Genomic DNA, 24,892 nt, shown 5'->3' with positions numbered 1-24,892 from the left:
CGGCGGCCCGGTGCCGCCGCTGCGCACGCTTCTTCCCGCGCGCCGGCCGTCTTCCTCTTGCACGCCACCAGGTGAACCCATGTCCAGTGTTCCGATCGATCGCCACGCCGACGCCGGCGAGAACACCCGCCTCATCATCCTGATCAGCTGCGTCGCCACCATCGGCGGCTTCCTGTTCGGCTTCGACAGCGGGGTCATCAACGGCACCGTCGATGGCCTCAAGCAGACCTTCCAGTCCAGTTCCGCCGGCACTGGCTTCGAGGTCGCCTCGATGCTGCTGGGCTGCGCGATCGGTGCGTTCCTGGCCGGTTCGCTGGCCGATCGCTGGGGCCGGCGCACCGTGCTGATCGTCTCGGCGGCGCTGTTCCTGCTGTCGGCGCTGGGCGCCGGCGCGGCGCACAACTCGGTGGTGTTCGTGCTGGCGCGGATGATGGGCGGTTTCGCGGTGGGCGCGGCCAGCGTGATGTCGCCGGCCTACATCGCCGAGGTCGCCTCGGCGCGCTACCGCGGGCGCCTGGCCACGGTGCAGCAGATCGCCATCATCGGCGGGCTGTTCTGTGCCTTCCTCAGCAACTATCTGCTGGCCAAGGCCGCCGGCGCGTCCACCGAGGCGCTGTGGCTGGGCCAGCCGGCCTGGCGCTGGATGTTCTGGATGCAGGCGCTGCCGTCCACCGTGTTCCTGCTGCTGTTGCTGGCGATTCCGGAGAGCCCGCGCTTCCTGGTGGTGCAGGGCCGCCGCGAGCAGGCGCTGGCGGTGCTGACCCGGCTGTACGGCGCCGCCACGGCGCAGACCAAGCTGACCGAAATCTCCGCCTCGCTGTCGGCCGACCAGCACACGCCGCGGCTGTCGGACCTGGTCAGCAAGGTCACCGGCAAGATCCGCCCGATCGTGTGGATCGGCATCGGCCTGGCCACCTTCCAGCAACTGGTGGGCATCAACGTGGTGTTCTACTACGGCGCAGTGTTGTGGCAGGCGGTGGGTTTCTCCGAGAGCGATGCGTTGTTGATCAACGTGCTGTCCGGTGCGTTGAGCATCGGTGCCTGCCTGATCACCGTGGTGTTGATCGACCGGGTCGGGCGCAAGCCGCTGTTGTGGATCGGCTCGGCCGGCATGGCGGTGTCGCTGGCGCTGGTCACCATCGCCTTCGCCAGCGCTTCGCTGGATGCGGCCGGCAAGCTGGCGCTGTCGCCGGGCATGGGCCGGCTGGCGCTGATCGCCGCCAACGTCTACGTGGTCTTCTTCAACATGTCCTGGGGCCCGGTGATGTGGGTGATGCTGGGCGAGATGTTCCCCAACCAGATCCGCGGCTCCGGCCTGGCGGTGGCCGGTGCGGCGCAGTGGATGTCCAACTTCGCCATCACCGTGACCTTCCCGGTCCTGCTCGGCAGCATCGGCCTGGCCGGTGCCTACGGCATCTACACCGTGGCGGCGTTCCTGTCGGTGTTCTTCGTGCTGCGCTACGTGTACGAGACCAAGGGCAAGGAGCTGGAGCAGATGCAGGGCTGAGGCGATGCCGGCGTGCACGCGGCGCGCCGGCATCGGCAAGGCGGCGCGTCGTGCGCGCCGCGTCCGGCTCAATGGGTCTGCAGGTAGCGGCTGAAGGCGAGCATGTCCACGCTGCCCCAGCCTGAGGCAGCGTCCCAGCCTGGGCCGGCGCGGTAGCCGTCGCGATACAGGCCGTTGTCGCCGAGCAGCACGTCGTAGGTGCTGCCTGCGGTCCTGGCATATCCATACAGGGCCGGACCGACGAAGCCGACCCGGTTGCCGTTGGCCTGCAGCACGCGGGCGAGCAGGCCAGCGAAGGTCGGCGCCGCCGCGCTGGTGCCGTAGACGTAGCCGCTGACCTCGGTCCCGATGGTCGCGCCGGTCTGCAGGATGTAGGCGCTGCTGTCGCCGGAGCCGTTGAAGCTGACGTCGGGCACGGCACGATAGCCGTTGCCGAGCATGCTCGGGATCGCGTTCTTCTGCCAGCTCGGCGCGGCGTAGATCTTGCTGAGTCCGCCCTGGGTGATGCCGTGGCCACGGTGCGCATTCCAGACCACCTCCTCGCCGTAGGTGCTGGGCGCGCCGGCCGGCGTGCGCAGTTCCGTCGCGCCGACTGCGATCACATACGGACTCGAGGCGGGGAAGGCGACTTCGCGCTGCTCTGGATGGGCGCCGAGGTCCGGGTAGTAGGGCGCGTTGGCATTGGCGCTCAGCGGCAGGTAGACCCCATCGTCGCCGCTGCAGAACACGAAGTTCTGGCCGTTGCTCACCGCCTGGTTCAACGCCGTGTTGGCCGCCTGCAGGGTATCCCGATACACCCGGGCTTCCGATCCGTAGATCGACACACTGATCACCCGTGCCAGGTTGTCGTCGGCTGCACGCTGCATGCCGTCGATGATGCTCTTCCAGGAAAAGTCGGGAATGTCGTAGATGATCAGTGTCTTCAGGCCGCCGGACGTGCCGAGCAGCAATTGCGTGTCCATGTCCCACTCGATGTCGGCCGAAGGATCGTTGCTCGGCCGGTAGCCGGGCGAGGCCGGATCGGCTGTCTGCACCACGCGGACCATCGTGTGCAGGTTGTGCTGCGCCTGGAAGCTGGCCAGATGCCGCAGGGTCTCGCCCATGTTGCCGACCGCGATGATCGCCGCGGTGGTGTTGCTGGCGGCCGGCAGGCTGGCGGCGTCGTACAGCACCGGCAGGTCTTCCACCCGATGCATCACTGCGACCAGCTCCGGCGTGGCCTTCGCCGTCGCCTGGGGCGAGGCGAGGGCCTGCGCGGCTTGCTGGGTGACGATCTTTGGCGCCGCTGCGCTGCGCACGGTGTCCAGGCCGAGCACGCCGGCCACGCTGCCGGCCAATGCCGCCGGCACCTTGGCGGCGCCGTCGTTGACGTAGTAGCGGTGGCCGTTCTCGCTGTAGCTGCGGATCGCGGTGTCGAACGCGGCCTGGATCGCGGCGACGCTGGCCCGGGCCTGTAGCAGGGTGCCGTTGCCGGCCACGCGCACGTCGCCGATGCCCTTGCCGAGCAGGTAGTCCTGGACCCGGCGTAGCGCGGCGGCGTTCGGTTGGGCCGCGGCCTTGGCCCGTGCCTGCAGTGCCGGATCGGCGCTGGCCTGGGCGGTCAGCGCCGCGGTGGCCTGTTGGAGTGCGACCGGATCGGCAGGGCGCAGCACGATGCTGATGTCCAGGGTGGCGTCCAGCGGCGCCGGGCTCAGCGGTTGCCCAGGGCGGGCGAGGGCGCGGCCCGCGGCGACCTGGCTGGCGGTATCGGTGGCGACCCAGCCTGTCACGGGCGCGGCGTGGGCGGTGGCGAGGACGGCGACCAGGGCGCCGGTAAGCAGGGCGGTACGGAACATTGGATGGGACATGGCGTCACTCGCTGCGGGGGAAGGGGAAAGGCGTCAGGTGGACACGGACGGAAGTCGAATGGTTCAGCCCGCTGGACCGTTGTCTACGGCACGGCCGGGGCGTGGGCGTGCGCCGTGGGTGACGCACGACGCCGCAATGGTTTGTTGTGTTACTTTATAACAATTGCGGATCCTTCCCGCCTCCCATCCTTCGTTCCGTTGCCGCCGGCCGATCCAATGAACCTGCCACTCCCCCCGCCGTTGCCCGATGTCGCCGCCGATCAACCTTCGGAGATCGCCGCCCCCTTGAACTGGGTCGGCATGGACGGCATCGCGCTGCCGATCTGCCTGGAGGCGGGCCAGGACGCGATTCCCGCTCTCGTGCCGGCGCAGGCCGCGCTCGCCGTCGACCTGCCGTCGGCGCAGGTCAAGGGCATTCATATGTCGCGGCTGTACCGCCTTCTCGACGAAAGCGCGCAGCAGCCGCTGTCGCCGTCGCGGCTGTCGCAGTTGCTGCGGGCGATGGTGCACAGCCATGCCGACTGCGCCTCGACCGCGGCGCGGGTGTCGCTGCGCCTGGAACTGCTGCGTCGCAGCCCGGCGCTGCGCAGCCCGGGGCTGGCCGGCTGGCGGGCGTATCCGCTGCGGATCGACGCCGAGCTGCGCGGCGGCGTGGTCCGGCTCGGGCTCGGCGTGGAGGTGCTGTATTCCTCGACCTGCCCATGCTCGGCGGCGCTGGCGCGGCAACTGCTCAGCGAGGCTTTCGTGCAGCAGCACGCGGGCCAGGCCTCGGTCCCGCGCGAGGCGGTCGCGGACTGGCTGCTCCGGCACGGCAGCCATGCCACCCCGCATAGCCAGCGCAGCGTGGCCTCGGTCCGGGTCGGCGTGTCGGCGCGCGCGGTGCGCTTCGACGCGGAGGGCGTGATCGCGCTGGCCGAGCAGGCTCTGGCCACGCCGGTCCAGGCGGCGGTGCGGCGTGCCGACGAACAGGCGTTCGCGCGCCGCAATGGCGAGAACCTGATGTACGTGGAAGACGCCGCGCGGCGCCTGCAACAGGCGCTGGGTGCGCGCTACGCCGAGGTGCAGGTCCAGGTGCGGCATCTGGAGAGCCTGCATGCGCACGATGCGGTGGCGGAAACCGCGTCGCCCCCGGTCGCCATTGCGGCTGGGCAGCCCGCCCACTGAGGCGACGCCGGCCAGGTGACGGCCTGCCGGTGGTCTGCGCGCCCGGCTGCGTCGACCCGATCGCGCCCAGTGGCCGGGCCAGCGCGCCGGCCTTGGCGTTCTTGAGGACTGGCCAACGCCCACCTCTGCCTGGCCGGCGCCGTGCACCTGTGCCACAGGTGACCAGGCGTCGCCGGCCCCCGAAACGCAAAAAACCCCGCCAAGGCGGGGTTTTTGCTGTGTCGCGCTGCAGGCGAGGCGAGGATGGCGCTCCCTAGGGGACTCGAACCCCTGTTTTAGCCTTGAGAGGGCCACGTCCTAACCACTAGACGAAGGGAGCGTTTGGTCGCGTCGATTGCAGCGCGCTAGTATATGGGTCTCGCCGCCCTTCGGCAATCCCGCAACCCGATACGGAAGCGCCATCATCAATCCGCCAGTTCCATCGCCATTCACCCTGCGCGCGATCCCGCGCGATCAGCACCCCATCTCGCGCAAGGACATCAGCCCCAATGCCCTGCGCGTGCTGTACCGGCTGCGCGAGGCCGGCTTCGGCGCGTACCTGGTCGGCGGCGCGGTCCGCGACCTGCTGGTCCAGGTCCAGCCCAAGGACTTCGACGTCGCCACCGACGCCACCCCCGAGCAGGTCAAGCAGTTGTTCCGCAACTGCCGCCTGATCGGCCGCCGCTTCCGCCTGGCGCACGTGGTCTACGGCCGCGAGATCATCGAGGTCGCCACCTTCCGCGCCAATGTCGACGACGGCAGCGGCGACCGCGAGGTGGACAACGGCCGCCTGGTCCGCGACAACGTCTACGGCAGCATCGAGGACGATGCGGTGCGCCGCGACTTCACCTGCAACGCCTTGTATTACGCCATCGAGGACTTCTCGGTGCGCGACTACACCGGCGGCTTCGAGGACGTGCAGGCGCGGCTGATGAAGCTGATCGGCGACCCCGAGCAGCGCTACCGCGAGGACCCGGTGCGCATGCTGCGCGCGGTGCGCCTGGCGGCCAAGCTCGGCTTCGAGATCGAGGCCGGCACCGCCGAGCCGATCCCGCGCCTGGCCGGGCTGCTGGCCGAGGCCGCGCCGGCGCGGCTGTTCGAGGAAGTGCTCAAGCTGTTCCTGTCCGGCCACGGCGTGGCCAGCTTCGAGGGCCTGGAGCGGCACGGCCTGCTCGCCGCGCTGTTCCCGGAGAGCGCGGCGGCGCTGCGCTCCAACCGCAGCGGCGCGCTGCGGCGGATGCTGATCGAGGGCCTGCGCAACACCGACAACCGTGTCGCCAACGACGAGCCGGTGTCGCCGGCGTTCCTGTTCGCGCTGCTGTTGTGGCCGGCCTACTGCCGCGCGCTGATGACCCTGCAGAAGCAGGGCATGCAGATGGAGGAGGCGCAACGCCGCGCCGCCGACCGGGTGACCCTGCACCAGCTGAGCACCGTGGCGCTGCCGCGGCGCTTCTCGCTGCCGATGCAGGAGATCTGGCTGCTGCAGTCGCGCTTCACCTCGCGCCAGCGCAAGCGGGTGGTGCGCACGCTGTCGCATCCGCGCTTCCGCGCCGCGTTCGATTTCCTGATCGTGCGCCAGTCCGCGTCGGACGAGCATGCGGCCGACATCGCCTACTGGCGTGAACTGCAGCAGCAGCCCGGCTACGCGCCGCCGCCGCGCGGATTCGATCCGGAGGTGGACTACGCCGGCGACGAGCTGGCGTTTGCGCCGCCGGCCGACAGCGAAGAGACCCCCAAGCGCCGCCGGCGCCGGCGCCGCCGCCCGGACGCCGCCACGCCCGTCGAGTGAGCGCCGCGACACCGGCGCCGGTCCAGGCCTGCATCGGCCTGGGCGGCAACCTTGGCGACGCCGCGGCGACCCTGCGCGCGGCCCTGGCCGCGCTCGACACGCTGCCGCAGACCCGGCTGCTGCGTGCCTCGCAGCTGTACCGCAGCCCGGCCTGGGGCCGCGAGGACCAGCCGGACTTCATCAACGCCGCGGCGCTGGTGAGCACCACGCTGCCGGCGCCGGAGCTGCTGCAGGCGCTGCTGGACCTGGAACACCGCCACGGCCGCCAGCGCCTGCCCGGCGAGCGCTGGGGGCCGCGCACCCTGGACCTGGACCTGCTGCTGTATGCCGAGGCGGTGATCGATCTGCCGGGGCTGCAGGTGCCGCACCCGTTCCTGCACCAGCGTGCGTTCGTGCTGCTGCCGCTGGCCGAGATCGCCGCGGACGCGGCGATTCCGGGCCATGGAACGGTGCGTGACGCACGCGACCGCATCGAAACCGGCGGGATCGTGCCAATCGGTAGATAATGCTCGGCTCATTACCGCAGCACATGAGCTTATGAGCAGCCACGCCGACAGCAAGCCCTGGACCGTTCCCGCTCTGGCCGAGGCCAAGCGCCGCCAGCAGAAGCTGGTGATGCTGACCGCCTACGATGCCGGCTTCGCGCGCACCTTCGACGCCAACGGGGTGGACCTGATCCTGATCGGCGATTCGTTGGGCATGGTGGTGCAGGGACACGACTCGACCCTGCCGGTGAGCGTGGACGACATCGTCTACCACACCGCCGCGGTGGCGCGGGTGCTGCAGCGCGCGCTGCTGGTGGCCGACCTGCCGTTCCAGTCCGATGCCACGCCCGAGCGCGCCCTGGACGCGTCGACCCGGCTGCTGCAGGCCGGCGCGGAGATGGTCAAGCTCGAGGGCGCCGGCCACAAGCTGGAGGTGATCCGCTTCCTCAGCGAACGCGACATCCCGGTGTGCGCGCACCTGGGCCTGACCCCGCAGTCGGTGCTGACCTTCGGCGGCTACAAGATCCAGGGCCGCGAAGAGGCCGCCGCGGCCAAATTGCTGGCCGACGCCAAGGCGGTCGCCGCGGCCGGGGCCGCACTGCTGGTGCTGGAATGCGTGCCGTCGCCACTGGCCGCGCGCATCACCGCCGAGATCGAGATCCCCACCATCGGCATCGGCGCCGGCCCCGAGTGCGACGGCCAGGTGCTGGTGATGCACGATTTCCTGGGCCTGGACAGCGGCCACCGCCGCCCGCGCTTCGTCAAGGATTTCCTGGCCGAAGGCGGCTCCATCGCCGGCGCCGCCCGCGCCTACGCCGACGCGGTCCGCGCCGGCACCTTCCCCGACGCCGAGCACGCCTACGCCAAATGATCGAGACCGTCACCGACCTGGCGCGACTGCGCGCCATCGTTTCCGGCTGGAAGCGGCAGGGCCTGCGCGTGGCCTTCGTGCCGACCATGGGCAACCTGCACGCCGGCCATTTCTCGCTGGTGATGCTGGCGCGACAGTACGCCGACCGCGTGGTCTCCAGCGTGTTCGTCAACCCGACCCAGTTCGGCCCGAACGAGGATTTCACCCGCTACCCGCGCACGCCCGAGGCCGACACCAGCGGCCTGGAAGGCGCCGGTTGCGACGTGCTGTGGCTGCCGACGGTGGAGAGCATGTATCCGCTGGGCGTGGAGCTGGCGCTGCGCATGCACACCCCGGGCGTCAGCGAAGTGCTGGAAGGCGCCTGCCGGCCCGGCCACTTCGATGGCGTCTGCACCGTGGTCGCGCGCCTGTTCAACCAGGTGCAGCCGGACCTGGCGGCGTTCGGCAAGAAGGACTACCAGCAGCTGGCGGTGATCCGGCAGATGGTCGCCGACCTGGCGTTCCCGATCGAGATCCTCGGCGGCAGCATCGTGCGCGAGGCCGACGGCCTGGCGATGAGCTCGCGCAACCAGTACCTGTCGGCCGAGGAGCGGCCGCGCGCGGCGCAGATCCACCGCACCCTGCGCGCGATGCGCGAGGCGCACCTGGCCGGGCGCCCGCGCGCCGAGGTGGAGGCGGAAGCGACCGCGCAGCTGCAGGCGGCCGGCTTCGAGGTCGATTACAGCGTGTTGCGGACGCCCGACCTGAGCGAGCCGCAGGACGCCACCGGCCCGCGCGTGGCGCTGATCGCCGCGCGCCTGGGCCGCACTCGCCTGATCGACAACCTGGAATTCTGAGCGCGGTCGCCTGATCCCGTCGTAGGAGCGGCTTTAGCCGCGACCGGGCCTTCATCGGTCAGGCCCGGTCGCGGCTAACGCCGCTCCTACGACGCTAACGGCGGGCGCCGCCTGCCACCGCCGTTTCACCCCTCGGCTGCTAAACTGCGCGTCTTTCCTGACCGCAGTCCCGTGCCATGCAACTGAGCCTGTTGAAGACCAAGATCCACCGCGCCACCGTCACCCATTCCGAGCTGAACTACGAAGGCTCGATCGCCATCGACGGGCTGCTGCTGGACGCGACCGGCATCCGCGAGTTCGAGCAGGTGCACATCTGGGACGTCACCAACGGCGCGCGGTTCAGCACCTACGCGATCCGCGCCGACGAGGGCAGCGGCATCATCTCGCTCAACGGCGGCGCCGCGCGCCACGTGCAGGTCGGCGACCTGATCATCATCGCCGCCTTCGCCGGCATGAGCGAAGAGGAAGCCGCGCGCTTCCAGCCGACCCTGGTCTACGTGGACGGCAACAACAAGATCACCCACACCAACCACAGCATCCCAAAGCAGGCCGCATGACACAGTCCACCGGTTTCGACGCACTGCATTCCCACGCCCAGCGCCTGCGCGGGGCGCGCCTTCCCGACCTGCTGGCGGCCGAACCCGGCCGTGCCGAGACGTTGGCGCTGCAGGTCGGACCGCTGTACTTCAACTTCGCGCGGCAGAAGTACGACCGCGCCGCGCTCGACGCGCTGCTGGCGCTGGCCGCCGAACACGACCTGGCCGGCGCCTTCCAGCGCCTGTTCCGCGGCGAGACGGTCAACGTCACCGAAGGCCGCGCCGCACTGCACACGGCGCTGCGCGGCGACCTCACCGACGCACCGGTGGCCGGCCAGGCCCACGCCAGCGCGCGCGAGGTGCAGCAGCGCATGCGCGCGCTGATCGACGCCCTGGCGCAGACCGAGGTCACCGACATCGTCAGCGTCGGCATCGGCGGCTCCGATCTCGGCCCGCGCCTGGTCGCCGACGCGCTGCGCCCTGTCACCGGCGCGCGCTTCCGCGTGCACTTCGTCTCCAACGTGGACGGCGCGGCGATGCAGCGCACCCTGGCCACGCTGGACCCGGCGCGCACCGCCGGTGTGCTGATCTCCAAGACCTTCGGCACCCAGGAAACCCTGCTCAACGGCCAGATCCTGCGCGACTGGCTGGGCGGCAGCGAGCGCCTGTACGCGGTCAGCGCCAACCCCGAGCGCGCCGCCAAGGCCTTCGACATCGCCGCCGGCCGCGTGCTGCCGATGTGGGACTGGGTCGGTGGACGCTATTCGCTGTGGTCGGCGGTGGGCTTCCCGATCGCGCTGGCGATCGGCGCCGATGCCTTCGAACAATTGCTGGAAGGCGCCGCGCAGTTCGACGACCACGCCCTGAACGAGCCGCTGGAGCGCAACGTGGCCGTGCTGCATGGCCTGACCACGCTGTGGAACCGCAACCTGCTCGGCTACGCGACGCAGGCGGTGATGACCTACGACCAGCGCCTGGCGCTGCTGCCTGCCTACCTGCAGCAGCTGGTGATGGAGAGCCTGGGCAAGCGCGTGCGCCTGGACGGCAGTCCGGTCGAGGCCGACACCGTGCCGGTGTGGTGGGGCGGTGCCGGCACCGACGTGCAGCACAGCTTCTTCCAGGCGCTGCACCAGGGCACCAGCATCGTGCCGGCCGACTTCATCGGCTGCATCCGCAACGACGACCCGTACACCGTCAACCACCAGGCGCTGCTGGCCAACCTGCTGGCGCAGACCGAGGCGCTGGCGAACGGGCAGGGCAGCGACGATCCGGCCCGCGACTACCCGGGCGGCCGCCCGAGCACGCTGATCCTGCTCGACGCGCTGACCCCGCAGGCGCTGGGCGCGCTGATCGCCATGTACGAGCACAGCGTATACGTGCAGTCGGTAGTGTGGAGCATCAACGCCTTCGACCAGTTCGGCGTCGAACTGGGCAAGCAACTGGCCAGCCAGCTGCTGCCGGTGCTGCAGGGCCAGTCCACCGAGATCGCCGACCCGGTGACGCGCGCGGTGCTGGCGCGGTTGCAGGGCTGAGCGAGTCAACATCCGATCGCGCGAGCCTGGGCGGCTCGCGCGATCGGTCTGCGATGCTGGACGCTGCGCTCAGACTTCGTCCAGGCGCAATCCCACCGGGTCGCCGGTGAGATAGCCCACCGCGGCGCCGTAGCGATCCTTGTAGTTGGCGCGGATCAGTGGATCCAGCTGCGCCTTGACCTTGTCGTGCAGCGGGCTTTCCCAGTCGCCGGGATGCTGGAAGTTGCTCATCACGTAGGTCCAGCCATGGATCTCGTCGACCGCGTGCAGGCCGGTGGATTCGGCCCCGGCCGGCACCGACAGCAGGCGCGACAGCTTGCCGGTGTCGACGTTGTAGGCCCACAGGAAGTTGTTCACGTGCATGGCGCTGTCCTCGCCGATGAACAGCGTGCGCAGGCGTTGCGAGAACTTGATGTTGTCCGGATTGGCGATGCGCTCCGGGTCGGCCAGATTGCCCAGCGCGTCGGCCGCAGGCAGGTCGCGGCCGGTGAGTGCGGGCGGCGCGCTCATCGACACCGGTACCCACTCGCTGCGGATCGGCTGGCCGAGATGATCGCGCTGGCCGCCGCGCAGCGGCAGCGCATAGATCGCGCCGGCGGTCGGGCCCTCCACGCGGATGTCGCCGGAGCCGTCGAGCATGCTGCCCTGGATGTAGGACATCGCCGAATAGGCGATGCGGTCGCGGGTGTCGACCGTGGTGCCTTCCATCTTGGTGAAGCCCAGGCTGCCGCCGACCAGCGCGGCGTAGCGGTGGGTTTCCAGGAAGGCGGCGGCCTGCTCCATGCCCGGGCGCAGCCGCACCCAGTTGAAGCCGCCGCTGTAGGGAATGCGGGTGTAGCCGGGGTCGCCCGGATCGCGCGTGGCCACGTCCATGATGTCGCCGATGCGCAGCACGTCGGCCATCGCTTCGATCTCGTCGCTGCTGGCGCTGCCCAGGCGGATCCACTCCAGCGTCGCCGCGCCGGGGCCGCTGGCCGAGCGCTGCCGCCACTTCGCCACGTACAGGGTGCCGCTGGACAGGTCGCACTCGCGGTCGGCGACGAACAGGAACAGGCCGCCGTTGCTGGCATCGTCGCCCATCAGCACGGTGCGCCGGTCCGGCATCACCTGCACCAGTTCGTGCGAAATGCGGCCAAGGCAGTAGTGCTTGCGGATACTGCCGCTGCCGTCGGCGTGCACGGTCACTTCCGGCAGGTGCCCGTAGTGATATGGATTGGCGCGCGTGGGATCGCCGTAGAGGTGTTCGCTGAAGCGCTGGAACTGGGTATTGCCGGCGATGCTGGCCGCGTCCGGTTCGTATTCCTCGCTGGACAGATGCGTGTTCCAGGGCGAGAGGCTGGCGCCGCAGGTGGTCCACAGGCCGTGCACCGCCGAGGTGTCGACGTTGTGGTACTTGACCAGGCGCAGGTGGCCGCTGCGCGGGTCCTGGTCCAGCGTCAGCACCGCGATCGGCGCCGGCAGCTGGCGATAGGTGCCGTTGCCGGCCAGATCGCGCGTGGTGTACTCGAACTGCACCACCGCGAACACCGTGTTGCCGCGTACGCCGGGCACGTGCGCGTGCGGCAGGGTCAGCAGCGACGAGCCGTCGGGACAGTCCGAGAAGAACGGACGCTCGGCACCCGGGACCGAGCGGTCCAGGATCGGCCGGTTGTGGATGTCGTAGTAGCCGCCGGCCAGCACGCTGCCGCCGGCGCCGTCGGGGACCTGGTCGCCGGTCATGAAGAACGGGCGGTAGGCCAGGGCGTAACGCTGGCGGCTGCCGTCATGCAGGATCACATCGACATGCGAGCGCACGCTGGTGGTGGCCATCGCCGCCGGCTCGGCCAGCGACGGCGCCGCCATGCCGTCGAAGCTGACCGCGCGCACGCGCGGCCTTGGTGGGCGGCCTGGCTGCGGTCCGGGCTGGGGCGGCAGACGCGCGGCCGCGGTGTCGCTCGCCAAGGCGGCGGCGGAAAGGCTGCCGAGCGGCAGCAGGGAGGTACCGGCCAGCAGGCGCAGGGCACGGCGGCGACCGGAATCGGGGAGATACGACATCGGGGGGACTCTCCAGAACGGACGGGATACCGGCCACTCCCCCTCTGTGCCGGCCCGGCCCAACCTAGGCGCGGTTGGTGACATTTGTTTGAAATCTGCCAGCGGCCGAGGCCGGCGTGGGCGCCTCGGATGCGTCGCCGGCTTGCGCAGTGCTTGCTCCGGTTGATATTGCAACGCAGCAAACGCCGAGGCCGCGGACGACGTCGGAGAGCGTCGGCAACGACCCGGACGCGACCCCAGGCAAGCAAACCCGGTATTCCATCGCTATAGCGTCAGTCGATATCCGCGCGACATCGAGGCATATCTCGCGCCGCGGTTGACAGGCTTGGGGCGATTCGGGAAGCGTAGGCGCCGGCCGCACCTCGGCGTGTGCGGTCCGGCCGCGACATGGCATGCGTTCGCCGTTCCTGGGAGGGAGTCTCTTGCACACACAGACCGCTGGCGCGCGCGCGCCGCTTCGCACGGCGCTGGCCGCGGCCGCTGCGCTTGGCCTGCTGGCGTTGGCCGCCGCGGTTCCGGGTCGCTCCGGGCCGGTCGCACCGGCTGTCGCGCCGCCGCCGCCGATCCATCCGGACCGGTGGCCGTCGCCGGCCTGGCCGCTGAAGGAGGATCCGGCGCTGGAGGCGCGCATCACCAAGCTGATGGCGCAGATGTCGGTGGAGCAGAAGGTCGGGCAGACCGTGCAGGGTGACATCGGCAGCATGACCCCGGAGGACGTGCGCAAGTACCACATCGGCTCGGTGCTGGCCGGCGGCAATTCCGATCCCGGCGGCAAGTACGATGCCAGCCCGGCGCAGTGGCTGGCCCTGGCCGATGCCTACTACACGGCGTCGATGCAGAACGACGGCGCCGGCCCGGCGATCCCGATCATCTTCGGCATCGATGCGGTGCACGGGCAGAGCAACATCGTCGGCGCCACGCTGTTCCCGCACAACATCGGCCTGGGTGCGACCCGCGACCCGGAGCTGATGCGCAAGATCGGCGAGATCACCGCTGCCGAAACGCGCACCACCGGCATGGAGTGGACCTTCGCCCCCACCGTGGCGGTACCGCAGGACGACCGCTGGGGCCGTACCTACGAAGGCTATTCCGAGTCGCCCGAGGTGGTGGCCAGCTTCGCCGGCAAGGTGGTCGAGGGGCTGCAGGGCGTGCCCGGCACGCCGGGTTTCCTGGACGGGTCGCACGTGATCTCCTCGGTCAAGCACTTCCTCGGCGACGGCGGCACCACCGACGGCAAGGACCAGGGCGATACCCGGATCAGCGAGCAGCAACTGCGCGACATCCACGGCGCCGGCTATCCGCCGGCGATCGCCGCCGGCGCGCAGACGGTGATGGCCTCGTTCAACAGCGTCAACGGGGTCAAGATGCACGGCAACACGGTCATGCTGACCGACGTGCTGAAGGGACAGATGCATTTCGGCGGCTTCGTGGTCGGCGACTGGAACGGCCATGCCCAAGTGCCGGGCTGCCGCAAGGACGATTGTCCGGCCGCGTTCAACGCCGGCGTCGACATGCTGATGGCCCCGGACAGTTGGAAGGGCGTCTACGAGAACGCGCTGAAGGCAGTGAAGTCGGGCGAGATTCCGATGGCGCGGCTGGACGATGCGGTGCGGCGCATCCTGCGGGTCAAGCTGCGCCTGGGCCTGTTCGAGGCCGGCAAGCCGTCGCAGCGTCCGCTCGGTGGCAAGTTCGCCTTGCTCGGCGCGCCCGAGCACCGCGCTGTGGCGCGGCAGGCGGTGCGCGAATCGCTGGTGCTGCTGAAGAACCAGGGGCAGCTGCTGCCGCTGAAGCCGCAGCTCAAGATGCTGGTGGCCGGCGACGGCGCCAACGACATGGGCAAGCAGGCCGGCGGTTGGACCCTGAACTGGCAGGGCACCGGCACCAAGCGCGCCGACTACCCCAACGGCACCACCATCTGGGAAGGCCTGCAGCAGCAGGTCGGCGCCGCCGGCGGCAGCGCCGAGCTGGCGGTGGACGGCAAGTTCACCACCAAGCCGGATGTGGCGGTGGTGGTGTTCGGCGAGCATCCCTACGCCGAATTCCAGGGCGACATCGCCACGCTGCTGTACAAGCCTGGCGACGACAGCGACCTGGAACTGATCAAGTCGCTCAAGGCGCAGGGCATCCCGGTGGTGGCGGTGTTCCTGAGCGGGCGGCCGCTGTGGGTGAACCGCGAGATCAACGCCGCCGACGCCTTCGTCGCGGCCTGGTTGCCGGGCTCGGAAGGCGCCGGCATCGCCGACGTGCTGCTGCGCAAGCCCGACGGCAGCGTGCAGTCCGACTTCCACGGCAAGCTGAGCTTCTCCTGGCCGCGCACCGCGGTGCAGTTCGCCAACAATGTCGGGCAGAAGAACTACAACCCGCAGTTCGCCTTCGGCTACGGCCTCACCTACGAAGACAAGGGCGATCTGAGCCGCCTGTCCGAGGTGTCGGGCGTGTCCGGCGCGCAGGCGGTGGGCGGGGTGTATCTGGACCGCGGCAAGCCGGCGGTGGGCATCAACATGATCCTGTTCGGCGGCGCCCAGGCCAACCTGCCGGCGGCGACCTTCCCGGCGGCGCTGGCCGACGGATCGCTGAAGGTCACCGCGATCGACAACAAGGCGCAGGAGGATGCGCGTCGCTTCGTCTGGTCCGGCAGCGGCAAGTCGGGCTTGGCGCTGGTGTTGCCCAAGCCGCTGGACGTCTCGCGCGAGAGCAATGGCGACGTGCAGCTGATCCTGACCCTGAAGGTGGATGCGGCGCCCAGCGCAGCCGTGCGTATCGGCGTGGCCTGCGGCCACGACTGCGGCGCACGCGTGGACCTGGGCAAGGCGCTGGCCGCGCTGCCCAGGGGCGAGTGGCGCACGCTGGGCGTGCCGTTGAAATGCTTCGCGGCGGCCGGCGCCGACCTGACCCGGCTCGAGCGCCTGCCGGAGATCGAGAGCGATGGCGCGCTGGATCTGGCGCTGTCGCGGATCGCGCTGGGCAGCAGCAACGACGCGCAGAGCGTGGTCGACTGCCCGCTGCAGTGAGCGGCAGCGAACGGTTTTCTTGAACGAGCGGCGCCGCCCACGCGGGCGGCGTCATGGACAACGGTGCGACAGGGCTGCGGCCCGTAGGAGAAGGCAGTGGGGTTGGCGACGTTGGATGTGGCGATCGTGGTGGTCTACCTGGCGGGCATCTTCCTGCTCGCGCAATGGGTGTCGCGGGAAAAGGCCGGGCATCGCAAGAGCGCGGAGGATTACTTCCTGGCCAGCAAGACGCTGCCGTGGTGGGCGATCGGCGCGTCGCTGATCGCGGCGAACATTTCCGCCGAACAGATCATCGGCATGGCCGGTTCGGGCTATGCGATCGGCCTGGCGATCGCCTCCTATGAGTGGATGGCGGCGCTGACCCTGCTGATCGTCGGCAAGTTCTTCCTGCCGATCTTCCTGCGCAACGGCATCTACACCATGCCGCAGTTCCTGGAGCAGCGCTACGGCAAGTGGATCCGCACGCTGATGGCGGTGTTCTGGCTGCTGCTGTACGTGTTCGTCAACCTGACCTCGATCCTGTGGCTGGGTTCGATCGCGGTGAGCCAGGTCACCGGCATGGACCAGACCCTGGCGCTGGCGCTGATCGGCGTGTTCGCGCTGGTCTACCAGCTCTATGGCGGGTTGAAGGCGGTGGCGTTGACCGACATCGTCCAGGTCACCCTGCTGGTGCTCGGCGGCCTGCTGGTTGCCGGTCTGACCCTGTCGAAGATCGGCGACGGCGCCGGCGTGCTCGCCGGCTTCCGCCACCTGTGGAACGCGCACCCCGAGCACTTCCACATGATCCTGTCCAAGGACAATCCCTTCTACAAGGATCTGCCGGGCCTGAGCGTGCTGCTCGGCGGCCTGTGGGTGATGAACATCAGCTACTGGGGCTTCAACCAGTACATCATCCAGCGCGCGCTGGCGGCCAAGAACATCGGCGAGGCGCAGAAGGGCATGGTGTTCGCTGCGTTCCTGAAGCTGCTGATGCCGGTGGTGGTGGTGGTGCCGGGCATCGCCGCGGTGGTGCTGGCGCCGGACCTGGCCAAGCCCGACCAGGCCTATCCGACCATGATGCAACTGCTGCCCAGCGGCATCCTCGGCCTGGTGTTCGCCGCGCTGGTGGCGGCGATCGTGGCCTCGCTGGCGTCCAAGATCAATTCGGTGGCGACGATCTTCACCCTGGACTTCTACGCCAAGTTCCGCCCGCAGGCCGACCAGCCGCAACTGGTGCGGGTCGGGCGCGTGGCCGCGGTGACCTCGGTGCTGATCGGCATCCTCACCGCGCGTCCGCTGCTGGGCAATTTCGACCAGGGCTTCCAGTTCATCCAGGAATTCACCGGCTTCTTCACCCCGGGCGTGGTGGTGATCTTCATGCTCGGCCTGTTCTGGAAACGCGCCAACGAGGCTGGGGCGCTGACCGCGGCGATCGGCTCGGTGCTGCTGTCGTTCGCGCTGAAGAAGCTGTGGCCGGAACTGCCGTTCATGGACCGCATCGGCCTGGTGTTCGTGCTCTCGTTGGTGGCGGCGGTGGTGGTGTCGTTGCTCACTCCGCTGGCGCCGGCGCGCGACCTGATCCGCACCGACGATGTTCGCTACGGCACCACGTTGGGCTTCAAGCTCGGCGCCGCCGTGGTGATCGCGATCCTGGTGGCGCTGTACGCGGTGTTCTGGTGAGCCAAAGGCGGGCCGTGGCGCGGTGCGCTCAGGCGTCGCCGCCATGCCACGGCTCGGCCAGCCAGGCGTCGAGCGCCTCGGCCGGCATCGGCCGCGCGATCCAGTAGCCCTGGCCTTCGTCGCAGCCCCACTCGCGCAGCATCCGGTACACGGTTTCGCTCTCGATGCCCTCGGCCACCACCTGCTGGCCGAAGTCGTGGCCGAGATGGATCATCGACGGCACCAGCATGCCGTCGCTGCGGCTGCCGGGCAGGGCGCGGATGAACGACTGGTCGATCTTCAGCGCGCTGGCCGGGATGTTCTTCAGGTAACCGAGGTTGCTGTAGCCGGTGCCGAAGTCGTCGATGGCGATCTTCACCCCGAGCGCGCTGATCTGCTGCAGTTGTTGGGCCACCCGCTGCGGGTCGCGGATCATCGCGCTCTCGGTGAATTCGATCTCCAGCGCGCCCGGGGCCAGCGCATGCTGCTGCAGCAATGCCTGCAGCCGGGCGATGAAGTCGGCCTGTTCCAGGTCAACCGCCGACACGTTCAGCGCGACGCTGAAGGTGTAACCGCGCTGTTGCCACAGCGCGGCCTGGGCGATGCCGGTGCGCAGCACCCAGGCGGTGATCCGGCTCATCAGCGCGGTCTTTTCCGCCAGCGGGATGAAGTCGTTCGGCGCCACCTGTCCCAGCAAGGGATGCTGCCAGCGCAGCAGCGCTTCCACGCCGACGCAGTCGCCGTTGCGCAGGCTCACCCGCGGCTGGTAGTGCAGGCTCAGCTGGCCCCGCGCCTCCAGTGCTTCGGGCAAGGCGGCCAGGATGCGGAAGGCGTTGCGCTGGTTGGCGTCGTGGTTGCGCTCGTACAGGCTCCAGCGCTGGCCGCGCTGGCGCGCCATGTCCACCGCGGTGGTCAGCGAGCGCACCGTGTGATTGGCGCTGAGCGCCCCGTCCAGGCGCACCGCGCCCAGCGAGGGACTGGCCGCGTGCGGAATGCCCTGGTGGTCGATCGCCGCGGCGAAGGCGTCGCAGACGTGCTCGCACCAGTACTCCAGATGCGCGGTGTCGCTGCCTTCCATGATGAACACGAAGGTGGTGGTGTCGATGCGGTACAGCGGCAGGTTGCCCAGCGCCTTGCGCAGGCGGTCGCGGGCGGCCAGCAGGTAGCCCTCGGCATACTCCCAGCCCAGCGCCTTGACCATGTCGCGGAAATAGTCGATGCCGCACACGTCGATCGCCACCGCGGTATCGTGCTGGTCGGCGGTCTGCAGCGACAGCCACATGGTCAGGTCGTCGTTGAAGCGGCTGCGGTTGGGCAGGCCGGTCAGCGCGTCGACGAAGCCGCTGTTGCGCAGGGTGTCGATGCGTACCATCAGCAGGTCGCGCAGGTCCTGCAGGGTGCGGCGCGCGACCTCGTCGAACTCGTGGCGCGGCTCGCTGTCGATCACGCACAGCGTGCCGAGGCTGGCGCCATCGGCCATCAGCAGCGGCGCACCGGCGTAGAAGCGGATGAACGGCGGTCCGGTGACCAGCGGGTTGTCGCGAAAACGCGGGTCCTGGCGCGCGTCGGGCACCACCATCAGTTCCGGGCTGTGGATCGCGTAGGCGCAGAACGCCTGGCTGCGCGGCGTCTGCGGTACGCCCAGACCGACCCGGGACTTGAACCACTGGCGTTGTTCGTCGATCAGCGAGACCAGCGCGATCGGCACCCGCAGGTAGCGGGACGCCAGTTGGGTGACCAGATCGAAGACCTGGTCGGCCGGCGTGTCCAGCAGGCACAGCTGGCGCAGGGCACTGAGCCGTTGCGGCTCGTCCAGCAAGGCGGGTGGGGGAGACTTCAGCATGCCGGGTTATCGGCCCGGGAGCAGGGGACTTGAGCGCTGGCCGGAAGGGGGCAGGCCACCGCGGCGGCGCGCCGCGCCGCGCGTTCAGCGTGGCGGGTCGCGCTGCGGGCTGGGCCGCTTGGCCAGCTTGCGCTGCAGCGAGCGGCGGTGCATGCCGAGCAGGCGTGCGGCCGCGGACACGTTGCCGCCGGTCTCGTGCATGGCCTGCTGGATGTGCTCCCACTGCAGGCGGCTGAGCGGGGTCATCGCGTCGGGCACGTCGCTGCCGTCCTCGTCTTCGTCCTCCTCGGCCTCCAGGCCGATCGCGCGCAGGATCATCGGCACCGTGGCCGGCTTGGGCAGGTAGTCGTCGGCGCCGAGCTTGATCGCCTCCACCGCGGTGGCGATGCTGGCGTAGCCGGTGACCAGCAGGATCTGCATGTCGGCGCGGATCGCGCGCAGCGGCTGGATCAGCGCCAGGCCGGATTCGTCGCCGAGCTTGAGGTCGATCAGCGCGTAGTCCGGCGGCGCCTCGGTGGCCAGCGCCAGCGCGGCGGCGGCGCTGTCGGCGGTGCGCGTCTCCAGGCCGCGGCGGGCGAGGGTGCGCTGCAGGGTGCGCAGGTACAGCGGATCGTCGTCGACCAGCAGGCCCAGCGGGGTCTCGGTGTTCATGCGGAGGTCTCCAGGGCGAGCAGCGGCAGGCGGAAGCCGACCCGGGCGCCATGGTCCGGCGCCGGCTCGGTCCACAGGTCGCCGCCCAGGCGTTCGATGGTCGCATGCGACAGCGCCAGGCCCACGCCCATGCTCTCGGGCTTGCCGCTGCGGAACAGGGTGGCCGGCAGGCCGACCTGGTTGGCGTCGAAGCCGCCGCCGTAGTCGCGTACCTCGCCGACCAGTTCGCTGCCGGTGACCCGCACGTTCAGGTCCACCTGCGGGTGGCCGGCGCGTTCGCCGGCGTCGGCGGCATTGTTCAGCAGGACCTGCAGCAGATGACCGATGGCGCTTTCCATGCGAAGCTGCAGCGGCGCGTCGTCGTTGCGGCGCAGGCGCACGGTCGGCCGCACCAGTTGCCACTGGTGCAGCACCTGCGCCAGCGACACCGTCTGCCCGCCGGCGCGCTGCGCCGGGGCGGCCAGCGCCAGCACCCGCTCGCGGCACTGCACCAGCAGTTCGCGCAGCGTGTCCAGGTCTTCGCGCAGCTCCGGCTGGGTGCTCTGCTCGGCGATGTCGTCGGTGAGCAGAGTCATGGTCGCCAGCGGGGTGTTCAGCTCGTGCGCCACCGAGGCGGCATGGGTGGCCAGGGCGACGATGCCCTCGTTGCGGGTGAAGCGCTCGCGCAGCAGCGCCAGCTCGCGTTCGCGTTCGCGCATGGCCATCGCCAGACGCGTGGAGAACACCAGTACCACCACCGTGGACAGCAGGAAATTGGCGGCCATGCCCCAGCGCTGCAGGTCCAGCGCCTGGTAGGGGCCGTGCGGCAGCGGCAGGCCGAACAGCGCGCTCACGGCATAGCCGGCCACGCAGGCCAGCGCCACCGCCAGCGCCCAGCGCAGCGGCAGCGCCAGCACCGCCAGCGCGATCAGCACCAGGAACAGCGAGCCGAAGGCGTTGCCGATGCCGCCGCTCCAGCCGACCATCCAGGTCAATACCGTCACGTCGACCAGGATGTGGCCGAAGGCGGTGGCCGGCGCGGCCGAGTCGGCATGGCGCAGGCGCAGCTGCGCGTACAGGTTGAACAGCGCCAGCACCGCCACGCCGGCCCACAGCGGCGCCTGCGGCAGCGGCAGCTGCAGCGGCCAGGTCGCCACCAGGATCGTCGCGGCCTGGCCGGCGGTGGCCAGCCAGCGCAGGCTGCACAGGGTGCGCAGGAAGGAGGCGTCGGTGGAATCCATGCTGCGCATCGTATGCGCTGGGCCGGGGGCCTGCCTGCGACAAACCGTCGCAGCGGCGCCGCCTCGCTGAATCGGCGGCGCCGGCGCGTGCGGCAGGACGCGCCGCACAGGCTAAAATGGGCGCATGTACGACGCCGTCAGCCGCCCCACGCCTCCCGCCGATGCCGCGCCCTGGGCGCGCCGTCTCACCCAGCCGGTCCGCATCGGCGGCGTCACCATGGGCGGCGGCAAGCCGGTGGTGGTGCAGTCGATGACCAACACCGACACCGCCGACGTCGCCTCCTCGGTCAAGCAGGTGGCCGAACTGTGGCGCGCCGGCTCGGAACTGGTGCGCCTGACCGTCAACAATCCGGAGTCGGCCGCGGCGATCCCGCGCATCGTCGACAAGCTGCGGATGATGGGCATCGAAGTGCCGCTGATCGGCGACTTCCACTACAACGGCCACCAGTTGCTGGCCGCCGAGCCGGCCTGTGCCGAGGCGCTGGCCAAGTACCGGATCAATCCCGGCAACGTCGGCTTCGGCAAGAAGAAGGACACCCAGTTCGCGCAGCTGATCGAGTTCGCGCTGAAGTACGACAAGCCGGTGCGCATCGGCGCCAACTGGGGTTCGCTGGACCAGGCGCTGGCGGCGCAGTTGATGGACGAGAACTCGCGGCGCGAGGTGCCGTGGGATGCCGGCCGGGTGCTGCGCGAGGCGCTGATCCGCTCGGCGCTGGACTCGGCCGAGCGCGCGGTGGAGCTGGGCCTGGGCCGCGACCGCATCGTGCTCAGTTGCAAGGTCAGCGGCGTGCAGGAACTGATCGCGGTGTACCGCGACCTGGCGCAGCGCTCGGACTTCGCCCTGCACCTGGGCCTGACCGAGGCCGGCATCGGCAGCAAGGGCATCGTCGCCTCCAGCGCGGCGCTGGCGGTGCTGCTGCAGGAAGGCATCGGCGACACCATCCGCATCTCGCTGACCCCGGAGCCGGGGCAGTCGCGCACGCAGGAAGTGATCGTCGCCCAGGAACTGCTGCAGACCACCGGCCAGCGTGCCTTCACCCCCCTGGTCACCGCCTGCCCGGGCTGCGGCCGCACCACCTCCGAGTTCTTCCAGGAGCTGGCCAAGGTGGTGCAGAACCACGTCCGCGCGAAGATGCCGGAGTGGAAGGTGAGCCATCCCGGCGCGGAGAGCATGACCCTGGCGGTGATGGGCTGCGTGGTCAACGGGCCGGGCGAGTCGCGCCACGCCAACATCGGCATCTCGCTGCCGGGCACCGGCGAGGCGCCGGCCGCGCCGGTGTTCATCGACGGCGAGAAGAAGGTGACGCTGCGCGGCGAGAACATCGCCCAGGAGTTCGTGGCGCTGATCGACGAGTACGTCGAACGCACCTATGTCCGCCGCACCGGGTGAGTCCGCCGCCGAGGCGGCCGGGCTGCGCCGCTGGCTGCGGCTGAACGCCTGGCGCGTGGTGCTGCTGTTCGCCGGGGTGTTGCTGCCGCTGGGCGTGTTCGTGGCCCTGGCCGAGGACGTGCACGCACTCGAAGACCTGTATTTCGACGAGCCGTTGCTGTGGAGCATGCGCGGTCTGACCAGCCCCGGCTGGGACCGCTTCTTCACCGTGATCACCGAGGCCGGCTACCAGTACGGGGTGATCCCGCTGGACACGCTGATCGTGCTGGCGCTGCTGGGCCTGCGCCGCTGGCGCGAGGCGCTGTTCGCCGCGCTGTCCTTCATCGGCTCGGCGCTGCTCAACATGGGCGCCAAGCAGTTCTTCCAGCGCGACCGGCCCAGCCTGTGGGAGTCGATCGCGCCCGAGCACCACACCTTCAGTTTCCCCAGTGGCCATGCGATGGGCTCGATGACCCTGGCAGCGGTGCTGATCGCGCTGAGCTGGCGTACCCGCTGGCGCTGGCCGGTGCTGTGGCTGGCCGGCAGCTTCACCCTGCTGGTTGGCGTGTCGCGGGTGTACCTGGGCGTGCATTACCCCTCCGACATCCTCGGCGGCTGGAGCGCGGCGCTGGTGTGGGTGGTGGGGCTGTACCTGCTGCTGTTCCGCGGCGCGCGCCGGCCGCGCTGGCGCGTGCGGCGCGCGCTGTCCTAGCGGCACCTTTCGATGGGTGGCGACGCACCGTAGCGCAGCGCGCTCAAGTTCCGGCGGCGCTCGCCGATAACGCGATCTTGCAGGGATAGGGGGCAAGCAGGGGATGGACGTCAGACGGCGCAGCAATGCGGCGGCGGAGCCTCGTCGATGAGTTGGGCCGCCGAGGCGCTGGGACTGCCGCCCGACGCGGACGCGCGCGCGATCAAGCGCGCCTACGCGCTGCGCTTGAAGACCACCCGGCCCGACGACGACCCGGTCGCATTCCAGCAGTTGTACGAGACCTACCAGGCGGCATTGGCGAGGGCGCAAGCGGAAGCCGAAACGGCGACATCGCCAGATCGCGACGGCGCGAGGGTCGAAGACGCGGACGTCGGCACGGCGCCGCGCCTGGCCGCCGCCCCGTGGGTCGAAGAGGCACAGGTGCGACCGCGGCCTCGCCCGCGGGCCGAAGCCGTGCACGACCTGGCGCTGGAGGCCGAACTGGCGCAATGGCAGGACGATGCCTATGCGCAGGAGCGGGCCGCACGCATCGTCGCGGCGGCGCAGACCCTGCCCGCGGCGACGTTCGGCGCCTGGTTGCGCGCGCTGCCGGAGCTGTGGTCCCTGGAAATGCGTCCGCGCATCGGCCAGGCCATCGCCACCGAAGTGATACGTGCTGGCCTGACGATCTCGGATGCGGTCGTCGACGTCTTGATCGACTGCTTCTCCGATGAGTCTGACAACGACCTCCGCGAGGCGCTCTGGACCGGTCGCGTGCTGGCAATCGCCCTTGAACAGTCGCCGGACTTTCTGTCCCACTGGCTGTCTAAGCGAGACGCCGCGCTTTCCGACATTCGCGCGGCGATCGGCGTGCGTGTGCTGCGCGCGCTGCGCGAGCAGCACGAGCAGCACACTTCGCTACACCTGGAGACCATCGACACGCTCTCGAAGGCATTCCTTTGGAAGCAGCTCGACCACGACCACCACGACCGAGCGTGGCTGTACAACGTCACCGAAACGGCGCGGATCAAGGAGCGCACGCGGCGACGGCTGGCCGAGCTGACGCCTGATGGCGATGCGGCGCTGCTGGCATACGAGCTGGACGCGGTGCACGGGCAAAAAACGACGCCGTGCCAGGCCGCCAGGTTGAGGGCATACGTGGTCGGGCCAGCATCGCGATGGCATTGCCTCCTGTTTGCCTTGCTGCCGCCGCGGCCGACGCGGATGTACCACATCTGCGACATCATCGACCGATGGTTCCCCGGGGGCTTGCCGGCGGCAATTGAGCCGCGCCACATGCGCTTCTGGAAGCAACTCGGCGACCGGCGTCGCCCGCATGGCTGGCAGTTGGTCGTCGATCTGGCACGCATGCTGGTGGTCGCACCCGTGCTCGCTCTCGTCGCGGTGCTGCTGCTGCCGTCTGCGGTCACGGTGGACATCGCCGCGTTTTTCGGCGCGCTCCCGACAGCACTGGCGATCTGCAGTGCAGTGGTGCTGACGCAGATGGCCGCCCGCTGGCAGGCGCGCACCACGCTTGCGAACTGGAGCAAGCGCATTGCGCACTTCTGGGCGCTGCCGGCGGCCAGCGCCGTCGTACTGACCTGGATACGCAGTGGTGCCTGGGACACGATCACCGGCGTAGTGCTCGCGTACGTCGCGGCCTGGCGCATGATCGGTCGCTTGGAGGATGCCGAATCCCGCAGGACGGTCGTCCCTGGGCTCGCCGCTCTGGGCGTGGCCGGTGCGCTCGTTGTCCTGACAGTGCAGGCAGGCCCTTGGCCCGGCATCATGTTCGCCTCGCTGCTCTGGGCGATTTCGTTCATCCAGGACACGCAGCGTCAGGCCATGCAAGGGCAGCGATAACCATTTTTTTGCAACGGACGGGACAC

18 protein-coding genes and 1 tRNA gene are annotated in these 24,892 nt (G+C 69.9%); 13 read left to right on the top strand and 6 right to left on the bottom strand.

Features of this window, described 5'->3' with window-relative positions; translation table 11 throughout:
- Positions 1-79: 79 nt before the first annotated feature.
- Positions 80-1,507, top strand: coding sequence for a sugar porter family MFS transporter (locus PG878_RS11870; RefSeq protein WP_209029107.1), 1,428 nt, complete (start codon positions 80-82; stop codon positions 1,505-1,507).
- A 68-nt stretch (positions 1,508-1,575) separates the two neighbouring features.
- On the opposite strand, the gene PG878_RS11865 is transcribed toward PG878_RS11870, so the two are convergent.
- Complete coding sequence (locus PG878_RS11865) at positions 1,576-3,354, bottom strand: S53 family peptidase (RefSeq protein ID WP_244672382.1); 1,779 nt, start codon at positions 3,352-3,354, stop codon at positions 1,576-1,578.
- Positions 3,355-3,570: 216 nt separating this feature from the next.
- On the opposite strand from PG878_RS11865, the gene folE2 reads away from it, so the two are divergent.
- The gene (gene folE2 / locus PG878_RS11860) at positions 3,571-4,518 is read left to right on the top strand and encodes a GTP cyclohydrolase FolE2 (RefSeq protein WP_209029108.1); all 948 of its coding nucleotides are present in this window, start codon (positions 3,571-3,573) and stop codon (positions 4,516-4,518) included.
- A gap of 244 nt (positions 4,519-4,762) precedes the next feature.
- On the opposite strand, the gene PG878_RS11855 is transcribed toward folE2, so the two are convergent.
- A tRNA-Glu gene (locus PG878_RS11855) sits at positions 4,763-4,837 on the bottom strand.
- 30 nt (positions 4,838-4,867) lie between these two features.
- Here PG878_RS11855 and pcnB point away from each other — a divergent pair.
- The 6 genes from pcnB to pgi all read left to right on the top strand — a co-directional run bounded on the left by pcnB (position 4,868) and on the right by pgi (position 10,546).
- Positions 4,868-6,286: a polynucleotide adenylyltransferase PcnB gene (gene pcnB / locus PG878_RS11850; protein WP_209029322.1), complete on the top strand. Its 1,419-nt coding sequence runs from the start codon at positions 4,868-4,870 to the stop codon at positions 6,284-6,286.
- Positions 6,283-6,792 (top strand): 2-amino-4-hydroxy-6-hydroxymethyldihydropteridine diphosphokinase, encoded by a 510-nt coding sequence (gene folK, locus PG878_RS11845; RefSeq protein ID WP_209029109.1) that lies wholly within the window; start codon positions 6,283-6,285, stop codon positions 6,790-6,792. Before pcnB ends, folK begins: the two co-directional genes overlap by 4 nt.
- A gap of 31 nt (positions 6,793-6,823) precedes the next feature.
- Positions 6,824-7,642: a 3-methyl-2-oxobutanoate hydroxymethyltransferase gene (gene panB, locus PG878_RS11840; RefSeq protein WP_209029110.1), complete on the top strand. Its 819-nt coding sequence runs from the start codon at positions 6,824-6,826 to the stop codon at positions 7,640-7,642.
- Positions 7,639-8,478 carry a pantoate--beta-alanine ligase gene (gene panC / locus PG878_RS11835; protein WP_209029111.1) on the top strand — a complete coding sequence of 280 codons (840 nt, stop codon included), beginning with the start codon at positions 7,639-7,641 and terminating at the stop codon, positions 8,476-8,478. Before panB ends, panC begins: the two co-directional genes overlap by 4 nt.
- A 176-nt stretch (positions 8,479-8,654) precedes the next feature.
- A complete protein-coding gene (panD, locus tag PG878_RS11830) occupies positions 8,655-9,035 on the top strand; it encodes an aspartate 1-decarboxylase (RefSeq protein ID WP_019798646.1) in 381 nt (126 codons plus the stop codon).
- Positions 9,032-10,546: a glucose-6-phosphate isomerase gene (gene pgi, locus PG878_RS11825; protein WP_209029112.1), complete on the top strand. Its 1,515-nt coding sequence runs from the start codon at positions 9,032-9,034 to the stop codon at positions 10,544-10,546. Before panD ends, pgi begins: the two co-directional genes overlap by 4 nt.
- Positions 10,547-10,615: 69 nt before the next feature.
- Here pgi and PG878_RS11820 read toward each other — a convergent pair whose 3' ends face one another.
- The gene (locus PG878_RS11820; protein WP_209029113.1) at positions 10,616-12,580 is read right to left on the bottom strand and encodes a PhoX family protein; all 1,965 of its coding nucleotides are present in this window, start codon (positions 12,578-12,580) and stop codon (positions 10,616-10,618) included.
- A 392-nt stretch (positions 12,581-12,972) separates the two neighbouring features.
- Between PG878_RS11820 and PG878_RS11815 the strand changes: the two genes are divergently transcribed.
- Positions 12,973-15,591 carry a glycoside hydrolase family 3 protein gene (locus tag PG878_RS11815; RefSeq protein WP_209029114.1) on the top strand — a complete coding sequence of 873 codons (2,619 nt, stop codon included), beginning with the start codon at positions 12,973-12,975 and terminating at the stop codon, positions 15,589-15,591.
- Between the two features lie 96 nt (positions 15,592-15,687).
- Complete coding sequence (locus tag PG878_RS11810) at positions 15,688-17,250, top strand: sodium/sugar symporter (protein WP_010340044.1); 1,563 nt, start codon at positions 15,688-15,690, stop codon at positions 17,248-17,250.
- Positions 17,251-17,278: 28 nt separating this feature from the next.
- Here PG878_RS11810 and PG878_RS11805 read toward each other — a convergent pair whose 3' ends face one another.
- From PG878_RS11805 to PG878_RS11795, 3 genes are all read right to left on the bottom strand, one after another.
- Entirely contained in the window at positions 17,279-19,072 is a 1,794-nt protein-coding gene (locus tag PG878_RS11805) for a putative bifunctional diguanylate cyclase/phosphodiesterase (RefSeq protein ID WP_209029115.1), read from the bottom strand.
- A gap of 84 nt (positions 19,073-19,156) precedes the next feature.
- Positions 19,157-19,723: a response regulator transcription factor gene (locus tag PG878_RS11800; RefSeq protein ID WP_209029116.1), complete on the bottom strand. Its 567-nt coding sequence runs from the start codon at positions 19,721-19,723 to the stop codon at positions 19,157-19,159.
- Entirely contained in the window at positions 19,720-20,943 is a 1,224-nt protein-coding gene (locus PG878_RS11795) for an ATP-binding protein (RefSeq protein ID WP_209029117.1), read from the bottom strand. The genes PG878_RS11800 and PG878_RS11795 overlap by 4 nt, the downstream gene beginning before the upstream one ends.
- Positions 20,944-21,067: 124 nt before the next feature.
- Between PG878_RS11795 and ispG the strand changes: the two genes are divergently transcribed.
- The 3 genes from ispG to PG878_RS11780 all read left to right on the top strand — a co-directional run bounded on the left by ispG (position 21,068) and on the right by PG878_RS11780 (position 24,866).
- Positions 21,068-22,333 carry a flavodoxin-dependent (E)-4-hydroxy-3-methylbut-2-enyl-diphosphate synthase gene (gene ispG, locus PG878_RS11790; RefSeq protein WP_209029118.1) on the top strand — a complete coding sequence of 422 codons (1,266 nt, stop codon included), beginning with the start codon at positions 21,068-21,070 and terminating at the stop codon, positions 22,331-22,333.
- Complete coding sequence (locus PG878_RS11785; protein ID WP_209029119.1) at positions 22,314-23,024, top strand: phosphatase PAP2 family protein; 711 nt, start codon at positions 22,314-22,316, stop codon at positions 23,022-23,024. Before ispG ends, PG878_RS11785 begins: the two co-directional genes overlap by 20 nt.
- Positions 23,025-23,171: 147 nt before the next feature.
- A complete protein-coding gene (locus PG878_RS11780; RefSeq protein ID WP_209029120.1) occupies positions 23,172-24,866 on the top strand; it encodes a hypothetical protein in 1,695 nt (564 codons plus the stop codon).
- Positions 24,867-24,892: the final 26 nt, after the last annotated feature.

This window comes from Xanthomonas hawaiiensis, from assembly GCF_031834635.1.
GTDB lineage: Bacteria > Pseudomonadota > Gammaproteobacteria > Xanthomonadales > Xanthomonadaceae > Xanthomonas_A > Xanthomonas_A sacchari.
Note: the sequence above shows the minus strand (reverse complement) of the source record. Positions and strands in the feature narration are given on the sequence as shown.

Bases quoted from the DNA above. Each gene is read 5' to 3' on its own strand.
- PG878_RS11785 (WP_209029119.1), top strand. From the start codon at position 22,314: ATGTCCGCCGCACCGGGTGAGTCCGCCGCCGAGGCGGCCGGGCTGCGC.
- panC (WP_209029111.1), top strand. From the start codon at position 7,639: ATGATCGAGACCGTCACCGACCTGGCGCGACTGCGCGCCATCGTTTCC.
- PG878_RS11815 (WP_209029114.1), top strand. From the start codon at position 12,973: ATGCGTTCGCCGTTCCTGGGAGGGAGTCTCTTGCACACACAGACCGCT.
- PG878_RS11805 (WP_209029115.1), bottom strand. From the start codon at position 19,072: ATGCTGAAGTCTCCCCCACCCGCCTTGCTGGACGAGCCGCAACGGCTC.
- panB (WP_209029110.1), top strand. From the start codon at position 6,824: ATGAGCAGCCACGCCGACAGCAAGCCCTGGACCGTTCCCGCTCTGGCC.
- ispG (WP_209029118.1), top strand. From the start codon at position 21,068: ATGTACGACGCCGTCAGCCGCCCCACGCCTCCCGCCGATGCCGCGCCC.
- PG878_RS11780 (WP_209029120.1), top strand. From the start codon at position 23,172: ATGAGTTGGGCCGCCGAGGCGCTGGGACTGCCGCCCGACGCGGACGCG.
- pgi (WP_209029112.1), top strand. From the start codon at position 9,032: ATGACACAGTCCACCGGTTTCGACGCACTGCATTCCCACGCCCAGCGC.
- PG878_RS11800 (WP_209029116.1), bottom strand. From the start codon at position 19,723: ATGAACACCGAGACCCCGCTGGGCCTGCTGGTCGACGACGATCCGCTG.
- PG878_RS11820 (WP_209029113.1), bottom strand. From the start codon at position 12,580: ATGTCGTATCTCCCCGATTCCGGTCGCCGCCGTGCCCTGCGCCTGCTG.
- PG878_RS11795 (WP_209029117.1), bottom strand. From the start codon at position 20,943: ATGGATTCCACCGACGCCTCCTTCCTGCGCACCCTGTGCAGCCTGCGC.
- folE2 (WP_209029108.1), top strand. From the start codon at position 3,571: ATGAACCTGCCACTCCCCCCGCCGTTGCCCGATGTCGCCGCCGATCAA.
- panD (WP_019798646.1), top strand. From the start codon at position 8,655: ATGCAACTGAGCCTGTTGAAGACCAAGATCCACCGCGCCACCGTCACC.
- PG878_RS11865 (WP_244672382.1), bottom strand. From the start codon at position 3,354: ATGTCCCATCCAATGTTCCGTACCGCCCTGCTTACCGGCGCCCTGGTC.
- PG878_RS11870 (WP_209029107.1), top strand. From the start codon at position 80: ATGTCCAGTGTTCCGATCGATCGCCACGCCGACGCCGGCGAGAACACC.